Annotated in this window: 16 protein-coding genes; 3 read left to right on the top strand and 13 right to left on the bottom strand. The window is 35.9% G+C overall.

What is annotated here, in order from left to right; translation table 11 throughout:
* Positions 1-20: 20 nt before the first annotated feature.
* From F1003_RS10465 to F1003_RS10455, 3 genes are all read right to left on the bottom strand, one after another.
* A complete protein-coding gene (locus tag F1003_RS10465) occupies positions 21-530 on the bottom strand; it encodes a DUF3124 domain-containing protein (RefSeq protein WP_155089373.1) in 510 nt (169 codons plus the stop codon).
* 155 nt (positions 531-685) lie between these two features.
* Positions 686-1,369: a class I SAM-dependent methyltransferase gene (locus F1003_RS10460; protein ID WP_155089372.1), complete on the bottom strand. Its 684-nt coding sequence runs from the start codon at positions 1,367-1,369 to the stop codon at positions 686-688.
* Between the two features lie 59 nt (positions 1,370-1,428).
* Positions 1,429-2,736: an MFS transporter gene (locus tag F1003_RS10455; protein WP_155089371.1), complete on the bottom strand. Its 1,308-nt coding sequence runs from the start codon at positions 2,734-2,736 to the stop codon at positions 1,429-1,431.
* A gap of 214 nt (positions 2,737-2,950) precedes the next feature.
* Here F1003_RS10455 and F1003_RS10450 point away from each other — a divergent pair, with 214 nt between their 5' ends.
* Complete coding sequence (locus F1003_RS10450) at positions 2,951-3,439, top strand: hypothetical protein (RefSeq protein ID WP_155089370.1); 489 nt, start codon at positions 2,951-2,953, stop codon at positions 3,437-3,439.
* A gap of 82 nt (positions 3,440-3,521) precedes the next feature.
* Here the strand turns inward: F1003_RS10450 and F1003_RS10445 are convergent, their stop codons facing one another.
* From F1003_RS10445 to F1003_RS10430, 4 genes are all read right to left on the bottom strand, one after another.
* A complete protein-coding gene (locus F1003_RS10445) occupies positions 3,522-4,475 on the bottom strand; it encodes an NAD(P)H-dependent flavin oxidoreductase (protein ID WP_155089369.1) in 954 nt (317 codons plus the stop codon).
* A gap of 171 nt (positions 4,476-4,646) precedes the next feature.
* On the bottom strand, positions 4,647-6,260 hold the full coding sequence (locus tag F1003_RS10440; protein ID WP_155089368.1) for a S8 family serine peptidase: 1,614 nt from the start codon (positions 6,258-6,260) through the stop codon (positions 4,647-4,649).
* A gap of 82 nt (positions 6,261-6,342) precedes the next feature.
* Positions 6,343-7,530 carry a tRNA 2-thiouridine(34) synthase MnmA gene (gene mnmA / locus F1003_RS10435; protein WP_155089367.1) on the bottom strand — a complete coding sequence of 396 codons (1,188 nt, stop codon included), beginning with the start codon at positions 7,528-7,530 and terminating at the stop codon, positions 6,343-6,345.
* Positions 7,531-7,720: 190 nt separating this feature from the next.
* Complete coding sequence (locus tag F1003_RS10430; RefSeq protein WP_155089366.1) at positions 7,721-8,428, bottom strand: toxin-antitoxin system YwqK family antitoxin; 708 nt, start codon at positions 8,426-8,428, stop codon at positions 7,721-7,723.
* Positions 8,429-8,494: 66 nt separating this feature from the next.
* On the opposite strand from F1003_RS10430, the gene F1003_RS10425 reads away from it, so the two are divergent.
* Positions 8,495-9,487 carry a fasciclin domain-containing protein gene (locus F1003_RS10425; protein WP_155089365.1) on the top strand — a complete coding sequence of 331 codons (993 nt, stop codon included), beginning with the start codon at positions 8,495-8,497 and terminating at the stop codon, positions 9,485-9,487.
* Positions 9,488-9,595: 108 nt separating this feature from the next.
* Here F1003_RS10425 and yidC read toward each other — a convergent pair whose 3' ends face one another.
* Entirely contained in the window at positions 9,596-11,497 is a 1,902-nt protein-coding gene (gene yidC / locus F1003_RS10420) for a membrane protein insertase YidC (protein WP_155089364.1), read from the bottom strand.
* A gap of 167 nt (positions 11,498-11,664) precedes the next feature.
* Positions 11,665-13,281: a CTP synthase gene (gene pyrG, locus F1003_RS10415; protein ID WP_155089363.1), complete on the bottom strand. Its 1,617-nt coding sequence runs from the start codon at positions 13,279-13,281 to the stop codon at positions 11,665-11,667.
* 88 nt (positions 13,282-13,369) lie between these two features.
* Between pyrG and F1003_RS10410 the strand changes: the two genes are divergently transcribed.
* Complete coding sequence (locus F1003_RS10410) at positions 13,370-13,933, top strand: hypothetical protein (protein ID WP_235898312.1); 564 nt, start codon at positions 13,370-13,372, stop codon at positions 13,931-13,933.
* Between the two features lie 37 nt (positions 13,934-13,970).
* Here the strand turns inward: F1003_RS10410 and F1003_RS10405 are convergent, their stop codons facing one another.
* The 4 genes from F1003_RS10405 to F1003_RS10390 all read right to left on the bottom strand — a co-directional run bounded on the left by F1003_RS10405 (position 13,971) and on the right by F1003_RS10390 (position 17,140).
* Entirely contained in the window at positions 13,971-14,198 is a 228-nt protein-coding gene (locus F1003_RS10405) for a DUF3820 family protein (RefSeq protein WP_155089362.1), read from the bottom strand.
* An 88-nt stretch (positions 14,199-14,286) separates the two neighbouring features.
* Positions 14,287-14,832 (bottom strand): DUF922 domain-containing protein, encoded by a 546-nt coding sequence (locus F1003_RS10400; RefSeq protein ID WP_155089361.1) that lies wholly within the window; start codon positions 14,830-14,832, stop codon positions 14,287-14,289.
* Positions 14,833-15,234, bottom strand: a complete 402-nt coding sequence (locus F1003_RS10395) for an OsmC family protein (RefSeq protein WP_155089360.1) — start codon at positions 15,232-15,234, stop codon at positions 14,833-14,835.
* 1 nt (position 15,235) lies between these two features.
* Positions 15,236-17,140, bottom strand: a complete 1,905-nt coding sequence (locus F1003_RS10390; protein WP_155089359.1) for a LysM peptidoglycan-binding domain-containing protein — start codon at positions 17,138-17,140, stop codon at positions 15,236-15,238.

The raw sequence follows: 17,140 nt of genomic DNA, 5'->3' as shown, positions 1-17,140 counted from the left end.
TTAGGTTTTAGTTGTACGAATTAATTTATCCGTTTTGCATGTGTTGTAAATGAAAGCCCTTGTGTACCTGCGGTCGATGACATTAAACCTTCAAAAATTGGCTCAGGTGTACCTTTTGGTGTTGCCCAATCAAAAATAAAGTTTGCGCCTGTACCACCAGACACATCCGCCTCATCAATAACAATCTCTAAGGTTTCCATCGGTAATAAATACACAGGTTTGTCTACATAATGCTTTATAAGTTCACCATGTGTATTGTAGTAGTCTGATTTTAGAACATAAATTGTATCCGTTTCACTTGTGTTTCTGAGACTTACCATAGCTGTTAGGTTGTATTTTCTATGCTGTGATAAGCTATAAATCTGCGAATACACGGATAAATATGATTTACCTGTTTCTAATGAGTCTAACTCAAGAACATTTGTCACTCTTGCGCTCCAATTTATTTTTTGGATTTCATCTTCACTTGTAACCTCTTCACAAGAATAAAAACCAAAGGCACAGAAGAGTAGAATAATTATCTTTTTCATACAGGGAGATTTTAAAATCAATTATTACAAAAATAAGAGTTTAGTAATAGATGGTGGTATTAAATTTTGAACGTGCTTTGAAGTCACACAAAGAGTTTTATTTATATAATATTGAAAGTAACATCTGCAGGATGAATTACCAATGTTGAGCTGTTTTATTTTATGGCCTGTATATGTGTCCAATAGGCTTTTTTAAATGGTGTTTGTATATTCTCAAAACCTGCCCTACTTAAATACTCAATTTGAAGATCATAATCCGTAGGTTTATCAAAGGCCTCGTAATGCTCCATAATCCAGGCCCACTTCTCACCATCTGGAAAACTTATGTTTACAAATTTTTCCCAACTTTTTATTAGTTTTTTGTGGTCTGGATTAGTTTTACTGATCATTAGGTCACTATACGAGAATATCCCTCCTTTTTTTAGAGAATTGTATATACTATTAAAAATACTTTGCTTCTCTACTTCATCACAGTGGTGTAAGCTAAAGCCAGCTACAACCAAATCATATTCGTCTTTTTTAAAGGCAAAGTCTTTAAAATAATTATTAGCATAAATAACATTATAGGAACTAAACTGTTTCCTGCAAAGGTTTATCATTTCAATAGACGCATCTACAAGAGTATAAGTAGCGTCAGGAAAATGTGGCATAAGTTGCGCTGAAACATTCCCGTTACCACATCCTAAATCTAGAATTGATTTAGGGTAAAAATCATTAGGTAGATGCTCTACAAAACTCGATATTAACTCTGCGTAATGCGGCACACAACCAATCATATCATTAGTGTAATTTTTAGAAAAATCATTGAATTCTAATGCTATGTTCTTTTTTATTTTCATACTTATATAAAGCAATTTTAGCTAAGATAAAATATTATGATAATTAATGCCAATACTAACTATTCCACATCAGGCAATTTGTAACTACGGTAAGCACCCAAAAGCCCTAATAGAGATAATCCTAGGATGACACCTTCTATAGATAACACCGAAACCAACGCGCTTAAACCGCCTGTAATAAGTAAAATGACACCAATAATAGTATTACTAACCGCAACATAATTGGTGCGTTCGTTACCGTTTGCCATGTCCACTACATAAGTTTTTCTACCTGCTCGCACACCTCCATGCGCTACTCCCAAAATGAAAAACGCAATTGGATATAGCCAAAGTTGGTTTCGGAAGCTCTCAAAAAAAGTAACTATTACAAATAAAGCAATACCCATAGTTGCTGCAATTGTTATGGCTCTGGCCATTGTGTTTTTACTAGATTTATCGGCCTGTTTTCCCCAAAAAGGTGAACTGATAATCGAAGCGATACCATTGGCAACAATCAACAGACCCAATAAAAAACTTTCAGAACCAGCATGTTTCTGTGCCAGCAAAACGTAAAATGGTGCAGACAATGACGAACACAATAGTAAGGCTCTTGCTATTACAAAATTTCTGAACTGCGTATTGGTCTTTAATAACTCAAGCTTGCTTACCACAACGTTTTCATCTTCTGATGGAGATTCGGTTTCACCAGGAAATTCCTTAACCGAAGCATAAATCAATGCTGCCACTAACCACATGATTGAAGCAAAAAACATAAGGTTGGTATAAAAATCCACTGATGCATCTGTTTCAGATTTATAGGTAATGAGCAAACCAGCCACCAACACCAACACACCAGACAGAGCGGCTGTGTAACCACCAAGTTTACCTCGTCTGGTCTTAGCAATGGTTTTACCAATGACATCCTTTGAAGTAACGGAGGATAAACTGCGTGCAAAACTAAACACCACCAAACAACCCACCATAAGCCATCCTGCCAAAACACCTTTATACGACAAACCTACTAAACCTATAGCTGCAATAGATATAAATTGCAATACGGAACCAAAAATCCAGATCCATTTTCTTATGGGTTTTTGACTTATGTATTTTGAAATGGCTATCTGCGGAATCATAGCTCCTGATTCACGAATTGGAACTATTAAGCTGATAAGATAGACTGGAGCGTTAACGTAGCTCATCAACCAAGTCAATACCGTTTTTGGGTTACTAAGCGTATCTCCCAATTTGGTAACCGTATGCGTTAACAGTATCCTGAAAAAATTAGTGACAGTATGTTCGCATGCTTCATCAGAAATATCCGTGCAAACCCTTTCACCATCTTCGTTATTGAGAAACCGATATAGTTTTTCTATAGCTGTTTTAGACATTTTTTTAAATTAAAATCAATGACATTATTTGTTTTGAAAAGCAAGATAACTTTAAAAAATCATATCCAAATGAGGATTTATGACATTTGAAATTGAATTAATTTCTAAAATCAAATTTATCAATTGGGTTACTGAAAATATCATCTGCGACAAGAGATTAACAATAGATATGGTATTTTTAAAAAAAAAATTATAACTCATTAAATAACTTATTATGAAAAAAATATATCTATTACTATTAATGCCGTTGCTATTGTTTACGTGCGATAATGAAAAAAAAGAATTAATGGCAGAGTTTAATGCCTTCACAGAAAAAAGTGACAGCATTCTAAAAGTACACAATTCGTTTGAGAATACACTGAGCGACATGTCGTCAACTTATGATAGACTCTACGAGTCTTATAAAAATAAGAACATAAATGATTCTACTATTTTAAGAGATTTTGAAGAGCAGGCTAAAATACTAGAACGTCATGATGCTATAGTTAGAAGTCATAGTAAAATAATTGAATCTCATAAAAACGCAGAGCCAGATTATGAATCTCTTGATACTTATGGTTTAAACGAAAAAATAGAAAAAATGAAACAGTGGCACCAACAAATGAAAGAAGATCATGAGGTGCTTAAAGAAGAGCATGAGAGTATGGAGAAACATTTAGCTGTGCTTGAAAAACATATTGAGAACTTAGATTCTGAAAATTAGTCTAAGTAAATAAAACAACTTTAAAAAGCCGTAAATAACATTTACGGCTTTTTTTCTCCAAAACATTTAAATTTTTCGACAACTAAAACGAAAAATTTTTAGAATTTATATCCTTTATGGCATCATTGTATTCGCTTAACATAGTCCCAACAATCTCGGCAACGGGCTTTATATCGTGTATCAATCCTGCTATTTGACCAATTTCAAGCTCTCCATCGTCTAAATCCCCTTCAAACATACCGCGTTTGGCTCTAGCTCTACCTAACAATTCCTTAAGTTGCTCTGGTGTTGGTGCGGTTTTATACAATTCTTGTATCTCGTTGTAGAATTTGTTTTTTATAAGACGAACTGGTGCCAATTCTTTTAAGGTGAGCTGGGTAGCTCCTTCTTTAGCATCAACAACCACTTCCTTAAATGCCTGATGTGCCGAGGATTCCTCACTAGCTACAAAACGGCTACCAACCTGCACTCCATCGGCACCTAAAATCATACAAGCCAGCATAGCTTTTCCTGTGGCTATACCTCCTGCGGCAATCAAAGGAATTTCTATTTGCTCCCTTACCATAGGTATTAAAGTTAAGGTAGTAGTCTCATCACGTCCATTATGTCCTCCTGCCTCAAAGCCTTCAGCAACAACGGCATCCACTCCAGCATCTTGAGCTTTTAAAGCGAATTTTACGCTACTCACTACATGTACTACAGTGATGCCCTTATCTTGTAACCACTTCGTCCAGGTTTTTGGATTTCCCGCTGAAGTGAACACAATTTTAACGTCTTCCTCAACAATGATATCCATTATCTCTTCAATATTTGGGTATAGCAATGGAACGTTAACTCCAAAAGGTTTATCCGTAGCTTTTTTACATTTTTGGATATGCTCACGTAGCACATTCGGATACATAGAACCTGCTCCTATTAAACCCAAAATCCCAGAATTGCTTGAAGCTGAGGCTAGTCTCCAGCCGCTATTCCATATCATTCCTGCTTGTATAATTGGGTATTTTATGTTGAAGAGTTTTGTTATGCTGTTGGTCATTATATGAAAAAATTATATTTGTCTATAAAATTCGTCAATTCGAGTGAATTTAACGATTGAAAATGAGTGAAATTTGTATCGAGAATGAGAATTTCAACTAGACACGGTTCTCGATACGATTTTAATCCCGAAGGCTTTCGGGATTAAAATCACTCGAACTGACGTATGAGTTTAGTTTGAACATCTAACAAACTTAAATGTTCTGAAATTAGTTTCTGATGATAGTTTCAAAACATAGAATCCAGCCTCTAAACTTTCGACATTAATGGCTTCACTATTTGTATTGAGCACTGTTTGTAAAACCTTTTGTCCTAATTGATTGTAGATAATTACCTCTGAGTGTACAAGCTGCGTTGGCAATTCTACATATAAATTATCTTTTACAGGATTTGGATATATGTTTATATTCTCTATTGATGTTTCTCCCAAACCTAGACTTCTTGCCAGTGCCAAATCTGGAATACCAAAACCCAACATATCATTTGGCATAGTAAATTGTGAAGCCGATTGCCTAACAAAGTCCATCACTTCTGTTGGAGTAGCATCCGGAATTGCTTGCCATAGGGATGCAATGCCACCACAAAGGATTGGTGCACTAAAAGACGTGCCATTATTCTGTACAATAGCATTGTTTTCATCCACCACAAATGCCAAACCTCCTCTGGCAACCACATCTGGTTTCTGATAACCAATCTGTGCTGCTCCGCCTTGGGAACTAAAACTTACATAGTCTCCATTTTCATCTACTCCTCCAACAGATAATACATCTGGTGAATCCGCTGGCGCACCAACCGTTTGCCAAGCTGTAGCTCCTGAGTTTCCTGCGCTTACCACAACCAAAATGCCCTTTTCGGCAGCAATAGAAGCTCCTTTAGTGATATATGTGGTTTCTCCATCCATATCAGCTGGCGTGTAATCGTAATTAGAATTATCGAAAACCCTGTAACCCAATGACGTGTTAATCATATCTACACCCAAACTATCTGCACGTTCTGCAGCTTCTACCCAATAACTTTCCTCAACAGGATTTTCACTAGTGGCATCTTCAGTCAAGAACAAATAATAGGATGCATCTGGTGCTGTACCAACAAATTGATCTTGAATAAAACCAGCCATAGTACTCAAAACACGTGTACCATGGGAACTCGCTGTGTTGGCATAAACATCTGCGTTTCGGGTGACAAAGTCGTATCCACCCAATATATCTCCATTATCGCGTAAGCGCTGAAAAGCTGCCATGGTATTCACATTTGGGAATCCTGAATCCATTACAGCAATAGTAATACCTTCACCTGTAAAATCATCAACATGCAGATTGTCTGCATTAATCATTTCTACCTGATTCTGTGTGTTTCCGTATGTAAAATCAACGGTTTCATCCTCTATATCTGAATTGACTTGACTATGAGATGAGCGTGATGATACATCTAAACTATTATTAGCAAAATCGATCGTTTCTACATAAGGTAAACTGCTTAATGCTGAAATATCTACTTCAGAACCTCTAACATGAACCGCGTTAAGCCATTTAGATTTTGCTAAAACAGTAATGCCTGTTTGGGTTTTTAAATCTGAAATATAAGCTTCGTGAACAGGCACGTCTCTTCCATCTATTGCTATACCATGATTTTGTTTACGATCTATGGCCTTTTGCGTTAGAATGGAAATTGGATCTGCTAAGGCTGCTGCTTCGTTAGGCTTATCAGTGAGGTGAACCCAAGCATCTTCTTGTGCATAGCTTATTGTAAAGAGGAGCAATAAAAGCATGGTAATTTTTCTTATCATGGCTTTTCTTTTATTGCAATTTAAGGATTTGAAATGAATTCTATAAATCATTTAAAGATTCCTTGCCTACGCAGGAATGACATTAGGAAATCACTCCAGAACCCAATAGCTCTTCATTATCATACCATGCAACGAACTGTCCTTCCGTAATAGCTGATTGGTTATTTTCAAATTCCACGTACAATCCTGAAGCAACTTTGTGAAGTGTTGCTTTTTCAAGAGGTTGACGATAACGAATTCTGGCCATAACGTCCATGGTTTCACCTTCAGACAAAGCCAAGTCTTCACGAATCCAATGCAATTCGTCGTTTGTGACAAATAATACATTTCGCAGCAAACCAGGATGATTTTTACCTTGACCTGTATAAATCACATTGTCCTCAACGTCAGTTTCAATAACAAACAATGGTTCTTTTGTACCACCAACTGCTAAACCTTTTCGTTGTCCTTTGGTAAAATAATGTGCACCTTGGTGCTTACCCACAACCTTTCCGTCTGAAATAGAATATTCTGGTTTTTTGGCAAGAAACGCTAATTCATTTTCTTTGGAATTGAACTCAGGAACTGTTTGATTATAAGTTTCAAAAGAATCCTCAACTTCAACAATAACTCCTTCTTTAGGCTTTAGTTGTTGTTGTAAAAAATCTGGTAAACGTACCTTACCAATAAAGCAAAGCCCTTGTGAATCTTTCTTTTCGGCAGTAGTTAAATTTTGCGCTTTAGCAATTTCCCTTACCTCTGGTTTGGTTAATTCTCCAATAGGAAATAAGGCTTTTGCCAATTGCTCTTGTGATAGTTGACATAAAAAATACGACTGATCTTTATTATTGTCAACTCCCGCTAAAAGCTGATGAATTTCCTTGCTATCTTTTTCGATTGTTGCTTTTCTGCAATAGTGACCTGTAGCGACATAGTCTGCACCAAGCTCCATAGCGATATCCATAAAGACATCGAATTTTATTTCACGATTACATAATACGTCTGGGTTTGGTGTACGTCCTTTTTCATATTCGTTAAACATATAATCCACGATACGTTCTTTATACTGCACACTTAAATCTACAGTTTGAAACGGAATTCCCAATTTATCGGCGACCAACATAGCATCATTACTATCTTCTAACCAAGGACATTCGTCTGAAATGGTTACGGAATCGTCGTGCCAGTTTTTCATAAACAGACCTATAACCTCATAGCCTTGCTCCTTTAAAAGATAGGCTGCAACGCTCGAATCCACTCCACCAGAAAGTCCTACTATGACACGTTTCATGTTTATTTCCTGCGAAGGCAGGAATCTCCTTTTTTAATTTTTTTATTAAAACCCATCCCTAGCCCTTCCCTGGAAGGGAACTCGAATAGATTACTTTTTGTCTGAAAAACCTCGGCAAAATTACAAATAAAAAAGGCAATCTATATCGATTGCCATTTCTAATAATTATGCTATCCATAGCATTTAGCTATCAATATTTCTTAATAACAACCTGATTGGTGTGATCAATTTCTTTTTTGAGTTTTCCGGATTCGTAATATTTCCAGATACCCGATTTTCTATCTTCTGTATAGTCACCTTCTGAGGTTATATTTCCGTCAGAATCGTAGTTAATCGTTTTTCCGTGTAAGCTTCCATCCTTATACATAGAGTGGCGCAATAAAATATTATTTTCTGAAAACCATTTAGACTCTCCGTGAAGTTTTCCGTCTTTATAATGTGCTTCTTCGGCAACCAATTCATTCTTATAAAATACAGTTCTATCTCCTTCGAGATTACCATCATCATTATAGTTTTCTACAATCATTTTGGCTGTAGAGTTTTTGTGATAGAATATCCATTGACCTATGTAACGCTTACCGTTCATCTTTCCTTCGCTTATCACATTTCTCTTTGATGTATAGAATTTTACATCTGCCAAACTATCCTTTAATCTAAACACCTTAGTAGCACTCAACACACTTTTTCCGCTAGATAACGTATAATATTTAAAAGTATCGACTTCTTTGCCGTGAACAAACTGCCCTTCGTAGCGCTTCTGGTCAGTCTTATGATAGTTTTTTGTCCACAAACCGTGACGTTTACCGTCTTTATCGAACTGATTTACGGGTTCTTGAGCATAACCTAGTGTTAAAATTAGTGTTAAAAAAAATACGAGTTTTATTTTTTGTTTAATCATTTTGTAATATTGTTAAACAAACTTAAATGTTTGAGCAATGTTGAACAAATTTTAAAACTCAAAAAAATGAAAATTATTTCGAAAACTCTCAAATTAATTGCAGTATTTATTATGGTCTTAGGCATTACTGCCTGTAGCGATGATGATGACAACAACGGACCAGGTGTACAGACCACTACAGTTGTGGATGTTGCTCTGGAAAATAATCTTACTTCCCTAGCTGCAGCTTTAGAAGCAACAGGATTGGTTAGCACTTTGCAAGGTACAGGACCTTTTACTGTTTTTGCACCTAGTAATGCAGCTTTTACTGATTTACTGAATGCTACAGGATTAGATTTAAACAACTTGTCTACAGAAGAAGAAGCTTTGGTAAGAAACATACTTCTTAATCATGTTATTGTTGGTGTCAATCTTTCTTCTAGCGACTTAGTAGCCACAGGTTCTGGTTACACCAATACAGCAGCGACTGGACCAAATGGTGAAAATCTTAGTCTTTATTTTACGACTTCAAACGGTGTAGAGCTTAATGGCATGTCTAATGTTACAAGTGCGGATAATACCGCAACCAATGGTATAGTGCATATTGTTGATACTGTTATTAACTTACCAACCATTGCAACTTTTACGACATCAAACGATGCGCTATCTATATTAGTAGATGCTTTGGCTTATGCTGATACAGGCAGCCCAACTGTACCTTATATCAGTACGGTTTCAAATGCTGAGGCAGGCCCATTTACTGTTTTTGCACCAAGCAATGATGCCTTTGTTTCTCTATTATCAGAACTAAACATTAACGCCCTAAGCGACTTGGATACTGCAACGGTTGATGCTGTATTAACTTACCATATTGTAAACAATGCCAACGTACAATCTGATGAATTAGCTACAGGTACCGTAACAACACTCGGAGGCAATATTTCTGCCGATACCAATAATTTCACTTTAACAGACCCTAATAGTCGTGTAAGCAATATCGTTACAACCTTGGTAAATATACAAGGCATTAATGGTGTGGTACACGTAATAGACACTGTTTTATTACCACCACAAAGTTAAATAAAAGAAAAGTCGAGGCTGATTACCCGATTTTATATTGATTGATTTAGTTAGTAGTAGAAAACCCAGACAAAAGTCTGGGTTTTCCTATTAATATTGTTATAACAATTATTTCTTTTTTCTTTTCTGCTGTGCTTGCTTTTGTTGCTCTGCTTGCTCCATCATTTCAGCCATTTTTCTCTGAAACTTGTTTTGTTTCTTAGGCTTCTTCTTTTGCGTCTCGATCTTTGCTAACACCTTCTCTTCATCAATGATATAATTCTTAATTACCAACATAATTCCGATACTAATTAAGTTAGATATAAAGTAATACAAACTCAATCCTGAAGCATAATTGTTAAAGAATACCAACATAAGAATTGGTGAGAAGTAAATCATATACTTCATCATTTTACCCATATCTGGCATCCCTTCTTGTGTAGGTTGTTGTGCCATTTGCTGGCCTGTGGTCATCTTCATGTAAAAGAAGATTGCAATTGCAGCCAAAATTGGAAATAATGCCACGTGATCTCCATAAAATGGAATATTAAATGGTAAATCCGCAATAGAATCATATGAACTTAAATCATCTACCCAAAGGAAACTTTTCTGTCTTAAATCAAAAGCCGTTGGGAAGAACATAAACAAGGCGTAAAACACTGGAATCTGCATTAGACCAGGTAAACAACCGCTTAACGGACTAGCTCCTGCTTTACTCTGTAAAGCCATAGTTTCTTGTTGCGCCTTCATCTTGTTATCCTTATGCTTCTTTCTGATGGCATCGAGTTCTGGTTTTAAGATTTTCATCTTCGCTTGAGACAAGAATTGCTTATACTGTACAAAGGACAACATTATTTTAACCAAGATAGTCATCACAATTATAGCAATACCGTAAGGCAGCATACCACTCAACCAACCGAACAATGGAATGAATATGGCTTTATTGATCCAGCCAAAAATTCCCCAACCAAATGGGATACTCTCTTCTAAATCTTTATCATAGGCCTTTAGCGTCTTTGCATCTGTAGGGCCATAATATAAACCAAGATTTTTATTGATCTCCCCTCCACTATATGCCAAAGGCATTTTAGACGTGTAGAGTTTTGTATATAAAGAATCTACGTCTTCATCTTCTACAAGATCAGCAGAAGTCATTTCTACCTTTTTGAAAGGGCTGTCATCCGACACCAGAATTGAGCTGAAAAAGTGTTGTCTATACGATAGCCATTCTACATCTTCAGCAATTTCGTCATCGTCACCCATTTGAGATAACTTGTCAACCCTACCATCATACATATAGGTTAAACGTGTGTAACGATTTTCGTAGCTTATACTCTTGGCATGACGAATACCTTTCTGCTTCCAATCTAGAGTAATCGGTTGCGATGTGTTAAATACACCACTTAAGCCTTGTGACCTGATTGAAAAATCAATCATATAATCATTAGGCTTCAACTCGTATCTATATTCCAAAAATGCGGTTTCAGAGACCTTAAGTTTCATAGAAACCACTGTATTCTCACCACTCTTACTTACGCTAGGCTGAAATGGGAAGTCCTGTGTATTGAGTGTTCTGTTGTCTGAAGTCCCGAAAGTGATATTAAAAGCGCTGTTTTCGTCTTTAACGAGATAAATTGGCACTGAATCGTAATCTACAAAATTACGTAGCTTCACTTGAGCTAAATGACCACCTTTTCTATTGAACTTTAATTCAAAAACGTCTGTAGTTACTGTAGTTTGTTCTTCGCCCTGTAAACCTAAGGCATAGGCAAAAGAGCCTACTTTGCTTTGAAGTGCAGCTTGCTGAGTAGAGTCTAAGGCTTGTGTGTTGGTATAATCTGCAGCAGTAGTTACAACTGCTTCATTTTGTTTGCTCTCTTTTTTCTCAGTTTCAACCTGTTCTTGTTCTACTTGTTTCTGTGCTTCAACTTCCTCTGGTGAAGGTGAACTTTGGTACATCATGTACACCAAGATTCCGAATATTAGAATAAATCCAATAATTGAGTTGATGTCTAGTTTCTTTTCTTCCATATGTATTTGCCGTGTAAACGGTAATCTAATTTAGTAAGTTTTGGTACTTATCAAAAGTCTCAAAAAGCACTTCGACTGCGCTCAGTGTGAAATTTAAGATAAGTGATTTGCTTATCCCAAAAAGCTATCCAAAAAATCATTTTACGCCAAAGTGGCACATTGATTCATTATTTTTTCTTCTTATACTTTAAAGCGGCAGCGACAAAAGCCACGAATAAAGGATGTGGATTGGCAACTGTACTCTTATACTCCGGATGGTATTGTACGCCAACAAACCAGCTATGTTTTGGAATTTCTATAATTTCTACCAGTCCGGTTTCAGGGTTTAATCCCGTAGCCTTCATACCTGCAGCTTCAACTTGTGTTTTATAGTCATCGTTAAATTCAAATCGATGTCTATGACGTTCTTCTATATTTTTTTCACCATAAACTTTGTAAGCGATACTATCTTCTATAATGTTGCAATCCCACGCACCTAAACGCATAGTTCCTCCTTTGTTTACTACATTTTTTTGAGATTCCATTAAGTTGATAACAGGATGTTCTGTATCCTCATCCATCTCAATGGAATTTGCATCACTTAAGTTCAACACATTTCTGGCATACTCTATCACTGCCATCTGCATACCTAAGCAAATACCTAAAAACGGAATATTGTTTTCGCGCACATAGCGAATAGCTTCTATTTTTCCTTCGACACCACGTTCACCAAAACCAGGTGCGACCAATACTCCATCTAAATGGTTCAGTTTAAAGTCTATGTTGTCTTCATTGAGATATTCTGAATGAATAGATTCTACATTAACTCTCACTTCATTTTCTGCACCTGCATGAATAAAGGCCTCTAATATAGATTTATAAGAGTCTTGAAGTTCTACATACTTACCTATCAACCCAATAGTGACTTCGCTCTTAGGGCTTTTATGACGCTTTAAAAATTCGTTCCAGCGGTTTAGATCTGGCACATCACTTTTAAGGTTTAGTTTTTCCAATACCACTTTATCCAAGCCTTCTTCTAACATCAGGTTAGGTACATCGTAAATTGTTGATGCATCAATAGATTGGATAACAGCTTCTTTCTTTACATTACAGAAACGAGCCAATTTTTCTTTTAAGCCCTCATGCAGTTCATGCTCTGTTCTACACACTAAAATATCGGCGTGTACTCCACTTTCCATTAATGTCTTTACACTATGCTGTGTTGGTTTTGTTTTTAACTCACCAGCAGCAGACAAAAATGGAATCAAAGTTAAGTGAATCACCAAGGCATTGTGCTCTCCCAAATCCCATTGTAACTGACGTACAGCTTCTATGTATGGTAAGGATTCAATGTCACCAACGGTTCCACCAATCTCAGTTAATATTATATCGTAATCACCAGAATTCCCAAGAATTTGAATTCTGTCTTTAATCTCATCCGTAATATGAGGAATCACCTGTACTGTTTTTCCCAAGAACTCACCACGTCTCTCTTTGTCAATTACACTTTGGTAAATTCTACCAGTAGTAACATTATTTGCCTGTGATGTTGGTACGTTTAAAAACCGCTCGTAATGTCCTAAATCCAAGTCGGTTTCTGCACCATCGTCCGTCACATAGCATTCGCCATGCTCGTATGGGTTTAATGTTCCTGGGTCAATGTTAATGTAAGGGTCTAATTTTTGAATGGTCGTTCTGTAACCTTGTGCTTGTAGGAGTTTAGCTAAAGATGCTGCTATGATGCCTTTTCCGAGAGAGGAAGACACTCCGCCTGTTACAAAAATATACTTAGGGTCTGTGGTCATATTGCGTTGTTAAACGCAGGCAAATTTACGAAATTTAATGACTTATTCTGTATTTGTTTATGCTTTGTTTATATGTTACTTTTAGAACATGTTACCTAACCAAACTTTAGGATCTTACGATACATTAACACAGCTTATAAAGTCCGAAGACATTGACAATTGGTTAGATTTAGTTTCGCTTGTTAAAGCTCTGCCTTATAATAGAAATTCTAATCGAACTGATTTAAGCTTAGTCTGGAAGGAAAAAAAAGGAACATGCAGTTCTAAACATGCCTTTTTGAAACATGTTGCCGATTTAAACCAAATTCCAAATGTGGAGCTCATACTTGGCATGTATAAAATGAACAGTACTAATACATCTAAAATTGGGAAAGCCTTATCTGATTATCAGTTAGATTATATACCAGAAGCACATTGTTATTTAAAAATAAATGGTGAGCGAATTGACTACACCTCTCCTACTTCTGACTTTAATAGGATTAAAGATGATATCTTACTGGAAAAAATAATTGAACCGCAACAAGTTGCTGAGTTTAAGGTCGATTTCCATAAAAGCTATTTACAGGATTGGATAAGAAACAACATTATTCCTTTTAGTTTTGAAGAGATATGGGAAATTAGAGAGAAATGTATTGCGAGTTTGAGTTCTTGACTTTGTGACTTTTTTTTCGGCCAACAAAACTCAAAACTCACTTCCTAAACTCCCGCTTAATCGTATAAATCAATTCTTCAAGGCCGTTGATTTTAATATCATACATTTGGGTCATCATTCTTCCCAATTTTCCTTCCGGAAAGCCTTTTTGTTTAAACCAAGTGTAGTAATATTCTGGGATGTCAACCAAGTATTGGCCTTTGTATTTACCAAAGGGCATTTTGTAATGCGCTAGTTCTATGAGAGCTTTTTTGTCTGGTTGCATTAATTAATTCCTAATTTTTAAATAGATTCCTGCCTCACTTCGACTTCGCTCAGTGACCAACGCAGGAATGACAAAATTGACTCACAACTTATTGCGACTTGTATTTATCTAATTTTTTGAGTTCTTCAGCAATAAACGTTTCCCAATATTTTTGTGCTTCAACATTTATGGAGTGATTGGTTTGTGCATCGTATGTTTTTTGGGATTCTTCCAATGCCTTATTAATTGCCACATGTATTTGCTCCATCTGTTTCTTAATATTTTGGTTCACTACCAAACGGTCTAATTGCTTTCTGAATTTGCGTACGTAGAGCTCTGTGATATCAAAATGTAATTGCTCATGGCCTAAGACATGATCATCCCCTTTTTCTTTTATATACCAAGATTTTGCGGGATAAAAATGGGCTTCTACCGTCGTTGAAAAATCTACAATTCTACGATTGGATGTTTTTACGGAATACCCAAACGTAATACCAGAAGCAGTGAGTGCTACAGCATCTGAAGCTGGATCAGGATTTGCTTTAAAATCTGCCCATGAGAGTTTGCGTGCCTCATTCCAGATCATGGTTTCGTCGTTGGAAGTTGTTCCAACAAACAAAAAAAGAAGTCCTATTATAAAATATTTAAATTGCATTTATTGCCAATTAAACGTCACATTCTTTTCGATATCTGGATGCAAACTGTAATGCACAGGGCATGTATTTGCGGTACGTTCTAAAATGACTCTAGTCTTCTTATCAGCCTCAAAAGGAAAATTAAGAACAACTTTTATCTTAGAGATGCGTCTTGGGTCGCTAGCCATAGTTTTAGTCACCTCAGCTGTTGTACCAGACATATCAATATCCATGTCCCGAGCTTTAATTCCCATAACCGTTAACATACAACTTGCCAATCCTGTAGCAACAGTATCTGTAGGAGAAAACGCTTCTCCCTTTCCATTATTGTCTATTGGTGCATCCGTTAAAAAAGCATTATTGGATTTTATATGGACGCTTTCCGTTCTGAGGTTGCCGAGATAAGTTACTTTAGACGTCATATTAATTGGCTTCTACAATTCTTAGATCGTCAAATTTAACGATGTAAACCGCTTCGTTTGTATAACCGCCAAATAAAGATTTATTGTACCTAAACTTATTCTCAATGTATTCGGTTTCTATTACATCGCTAGACGCTTCATATAAGTTATCCTCTGTTGCTAAGCGTAATAAAACATCTAAGGTTATATCGAAGCCTCGAGCAACATATTTGCTAGGTGATACTCCATATTCTTTTCTATAAGCTTCAACAAAACCGTTGGAGTTCATCTCATCAAAATCCTTATTGACGGATGGATAATGAAATTTGAGATTAGATAAATTGTTATTATCGATATCCTTTCCTTCAAAGGCTTTACTCTTATTTAAAGTCACCAAAACAATTTCTGTATTATCCACCATTAAGCCATTAAGCATGCTAATAACACTAGACGCAAAGGCATCATTATCAGTTTCTAAAAACACTATGGTTTTACCGAGGGGAAAAACGTTTTCTAATTGAACTGGATAAATAAAATGAGCATCTTCACCGGTTTTCTTATTTTTTTGGGAATAGATAAGACTAGCACTAGGGAATTCTTTCTTTATCATTTCACTCTCTGAGCGATGAGACTGATCAGCTATGACAACAACTTTAGTCTTCAGGCTATCTTTTTTCACAAAATCAATCATTGCCTTTTCTAGCAATTTGTCATCTGGAATGGTTTGAAACACATTAGCATAAACCTCTTTGGGTTTATTTAAAGCTGCAATCACAGGAACTCTATCTCGTCTTAAAGCTGTTGCCACTCTATCGAAACTTTTTTCTTCCATTGGACCTATAACAGCATCATAGTCTGAAAAATCATTGTCAGCTAATAATTTACTTGTAGTTGACGGTTGATAACGTGTATCCAACACCTTTAGATCTGTTGAAACTCCCAATTGCTTTGCTGAATCCAATGCCATTCTAACTCCAATATGAAAATCTAATACTATAGACAAAAGCTTATTGTTTTTTATCATGGATTTTGCTTCTTCGACAGAATCTGTATCTATTCTATTTAAGCGATATGGCAACATTAACGCTAATTTCTTAGTTCTAAAATTCTTTAGATTAGATCCTAATTTTGTAATTTCTATATCAGAGAGGTTAGCAGTAGTATTAATTGAATCTGGTATCTTTAATACCATTCCTTCTTTTAAACCTCCTTCTTTTAATTCTGGATTTAAGTTTTCCAGTTCTTCTTGCGTTAAGCCTGTTTTTACTTTTATTCTGTAAAAGCCTTCTTTTGGTAATACTTCGTAATAGTTGTACTGAGTTTCAATTGCCTTTTCTTCCTTATCTTCAATATTTGGCACATTAAGCTCATCACCTGGTTGTAGAATAGGCTTCATGTTAGGGTTTAATGCTTCGAGTTCAGCTACGGTAATACCAAACTTGTAAGCAACTCGCCATTTTCCCTCCTTGGGTTGAACTTTATATTTCCTTATAGTATTCTTATAGCTTTGTTTAGAAACAAACGTCTTGAACTTTGGTATTCTGATTCGATCACCTTTTTTAAGGTTTTCTGAATATAATTGACGGTTTGCTTTTTTAATTTCTTCCTCTGTAACACTGTACTTTTTTGAGATTCCGTATAAAGTTTCCTTGCGCTTTACTTTGTGGGTCTTGTAACCGATAAGCTCTTTACTTTCCTCTTCAATTTCATCATTTTTGACTTTAGAATTCGGAATAATTAAAATTGTATTGGGCTTAAATTTTGATTTTGCATCAGGATTGAGCGCATAGATATCAAAAGGTGTTACCATATACTTCTTTGCTATGCTCTCTATTGTCTCATCAGCTTTTACTTTGTGCTCAATATAATTTTGAGCATTAATACTCATTGCAAAAGCAAATAATATTATGGTTAAAAAATTCTTCAT

Origin of the sequence: Winogradskyella ouciana (genome assembly GCF_009709615.1) — a bacterium.
Lineage (GTDB): Bacteria > Bacteroidota > Bacteroidia > Flavobacteriales > Flavobacteriaceae > Winogradskyella > Winogradskyella ouciana.
The sequence above is the reverse complement of the archived record's forward strand: the minus strand, read 5'-3'. Positions and strand labels throughout refer to the sequence as shown.

Bases quoted from the DNA above. Each gene is read 5' to 3' on its own strand.
- F1003_RS10465 (WP_155089373.1), bottom strand. From the start codon at position 530: ATGAAAAAGATAATTATTCTACTCTTCTGTGCCTTTGGTTTTTATTCT.
- F1003_RS10460 (WP_155089372.1), bottom strand. From the start codon at position 1,369: ATGAAAATAAAAAAGAACATAGCATTAGAATTCAATGATTTTTCTAAA.
- F1003_RS10455 (WP_155089371.1), bottom strand. From the start codon at position 2,736: ATGTCTAAAACAGCTATAGAAAAACTATATCGGTTTCTCAATAACGAA.
- F1003_RS10450 (WP_155089370.1), top strand. From the start codon at position 2,951: ATGAAAAAAATATATCTATTACTATTAATGCCGTTGCTATTGTTTACG.
- F1003_RS10445 (WP_155089369.1), bottom strand. From the start codon at position 4,475: ATGACCAACAGCATAACAAAACTCTTCAACATAAAATACCCAATTATA.
- F1003_RS10440 (WP_155089368.1), bottom strand. From the start codon at position 6,260: ATGATAAGAAAAATTACCATGCTTTTATTGCTCCTCTTTACAATAAGC.
- mnmA (WP_155089367.1), bottom strand. From the start codon at position 7,530: ATGAAACGTGTCATAGTAGGACTTTCTGGTGGAGTGGATTCGAGCGTT.
- F1003_RS10430 (WP_155089366.1), bottom strand. From the start codon at position 8,428: ATGATTAAACAAAAAATAAAACTCGTATTTTTTTTAACACTAATTTTA.
- F1003_RS10425 (WP_155089365.1), top strand. From the start codon at position 8,495: ATGAAAATTATTTCGAAAACTCTCAAATTAATTGCAGTATTTATTATG.
- yidC (WP_155089364.1), bottom strand. From the start codon at position 11,497: ATGGAAGAAAAGAAACTAGACATCAACTCAATTATTGGATTTATTCTA.
- pyrG (WP_155089363.1), bottom strand. From the start codon at position 13,281: ATGACCACAGACCCTAAGTATATTTTTGTAACAGGCGGAGTGTCTTCC.
- F1003_RS10410 (WP_235898312.1), top strand. From the start codon at position 13,370: ATGTTACCTAACCAAACTTTAGGATCTTACGATACATTAACACAGCTT.
- F1003_RS10405 (WP_155089362.1), bottom strand. From the start codon at position 14,198: ATGCAACCAGACAAAAAAGCTCTCATAGAACTAGCGCATTACAAAATG.
- F1003_RS10400 (WP_155089361.1), bottom strand. From the start codon at position 14,832: ATGCAATTTAAATATTTTATAATAGGACTTCTTTTTTTGTTTGTTGGA.
- F1003_RS10395 (WP_155089360.1), bottom strand. From the start codon at position 15,234: ATGACGTCTAAAGTAACTTATCTCGGCAACCTCAGAACGGAAAGCGTC.
- F1003_RS10390 (WP_155089359.1), bottom strand. From the start codon at position 17,140: ATGAAGAATTTTTTAACCATAATATTATTTGCTTTTGCAATGAGTATT.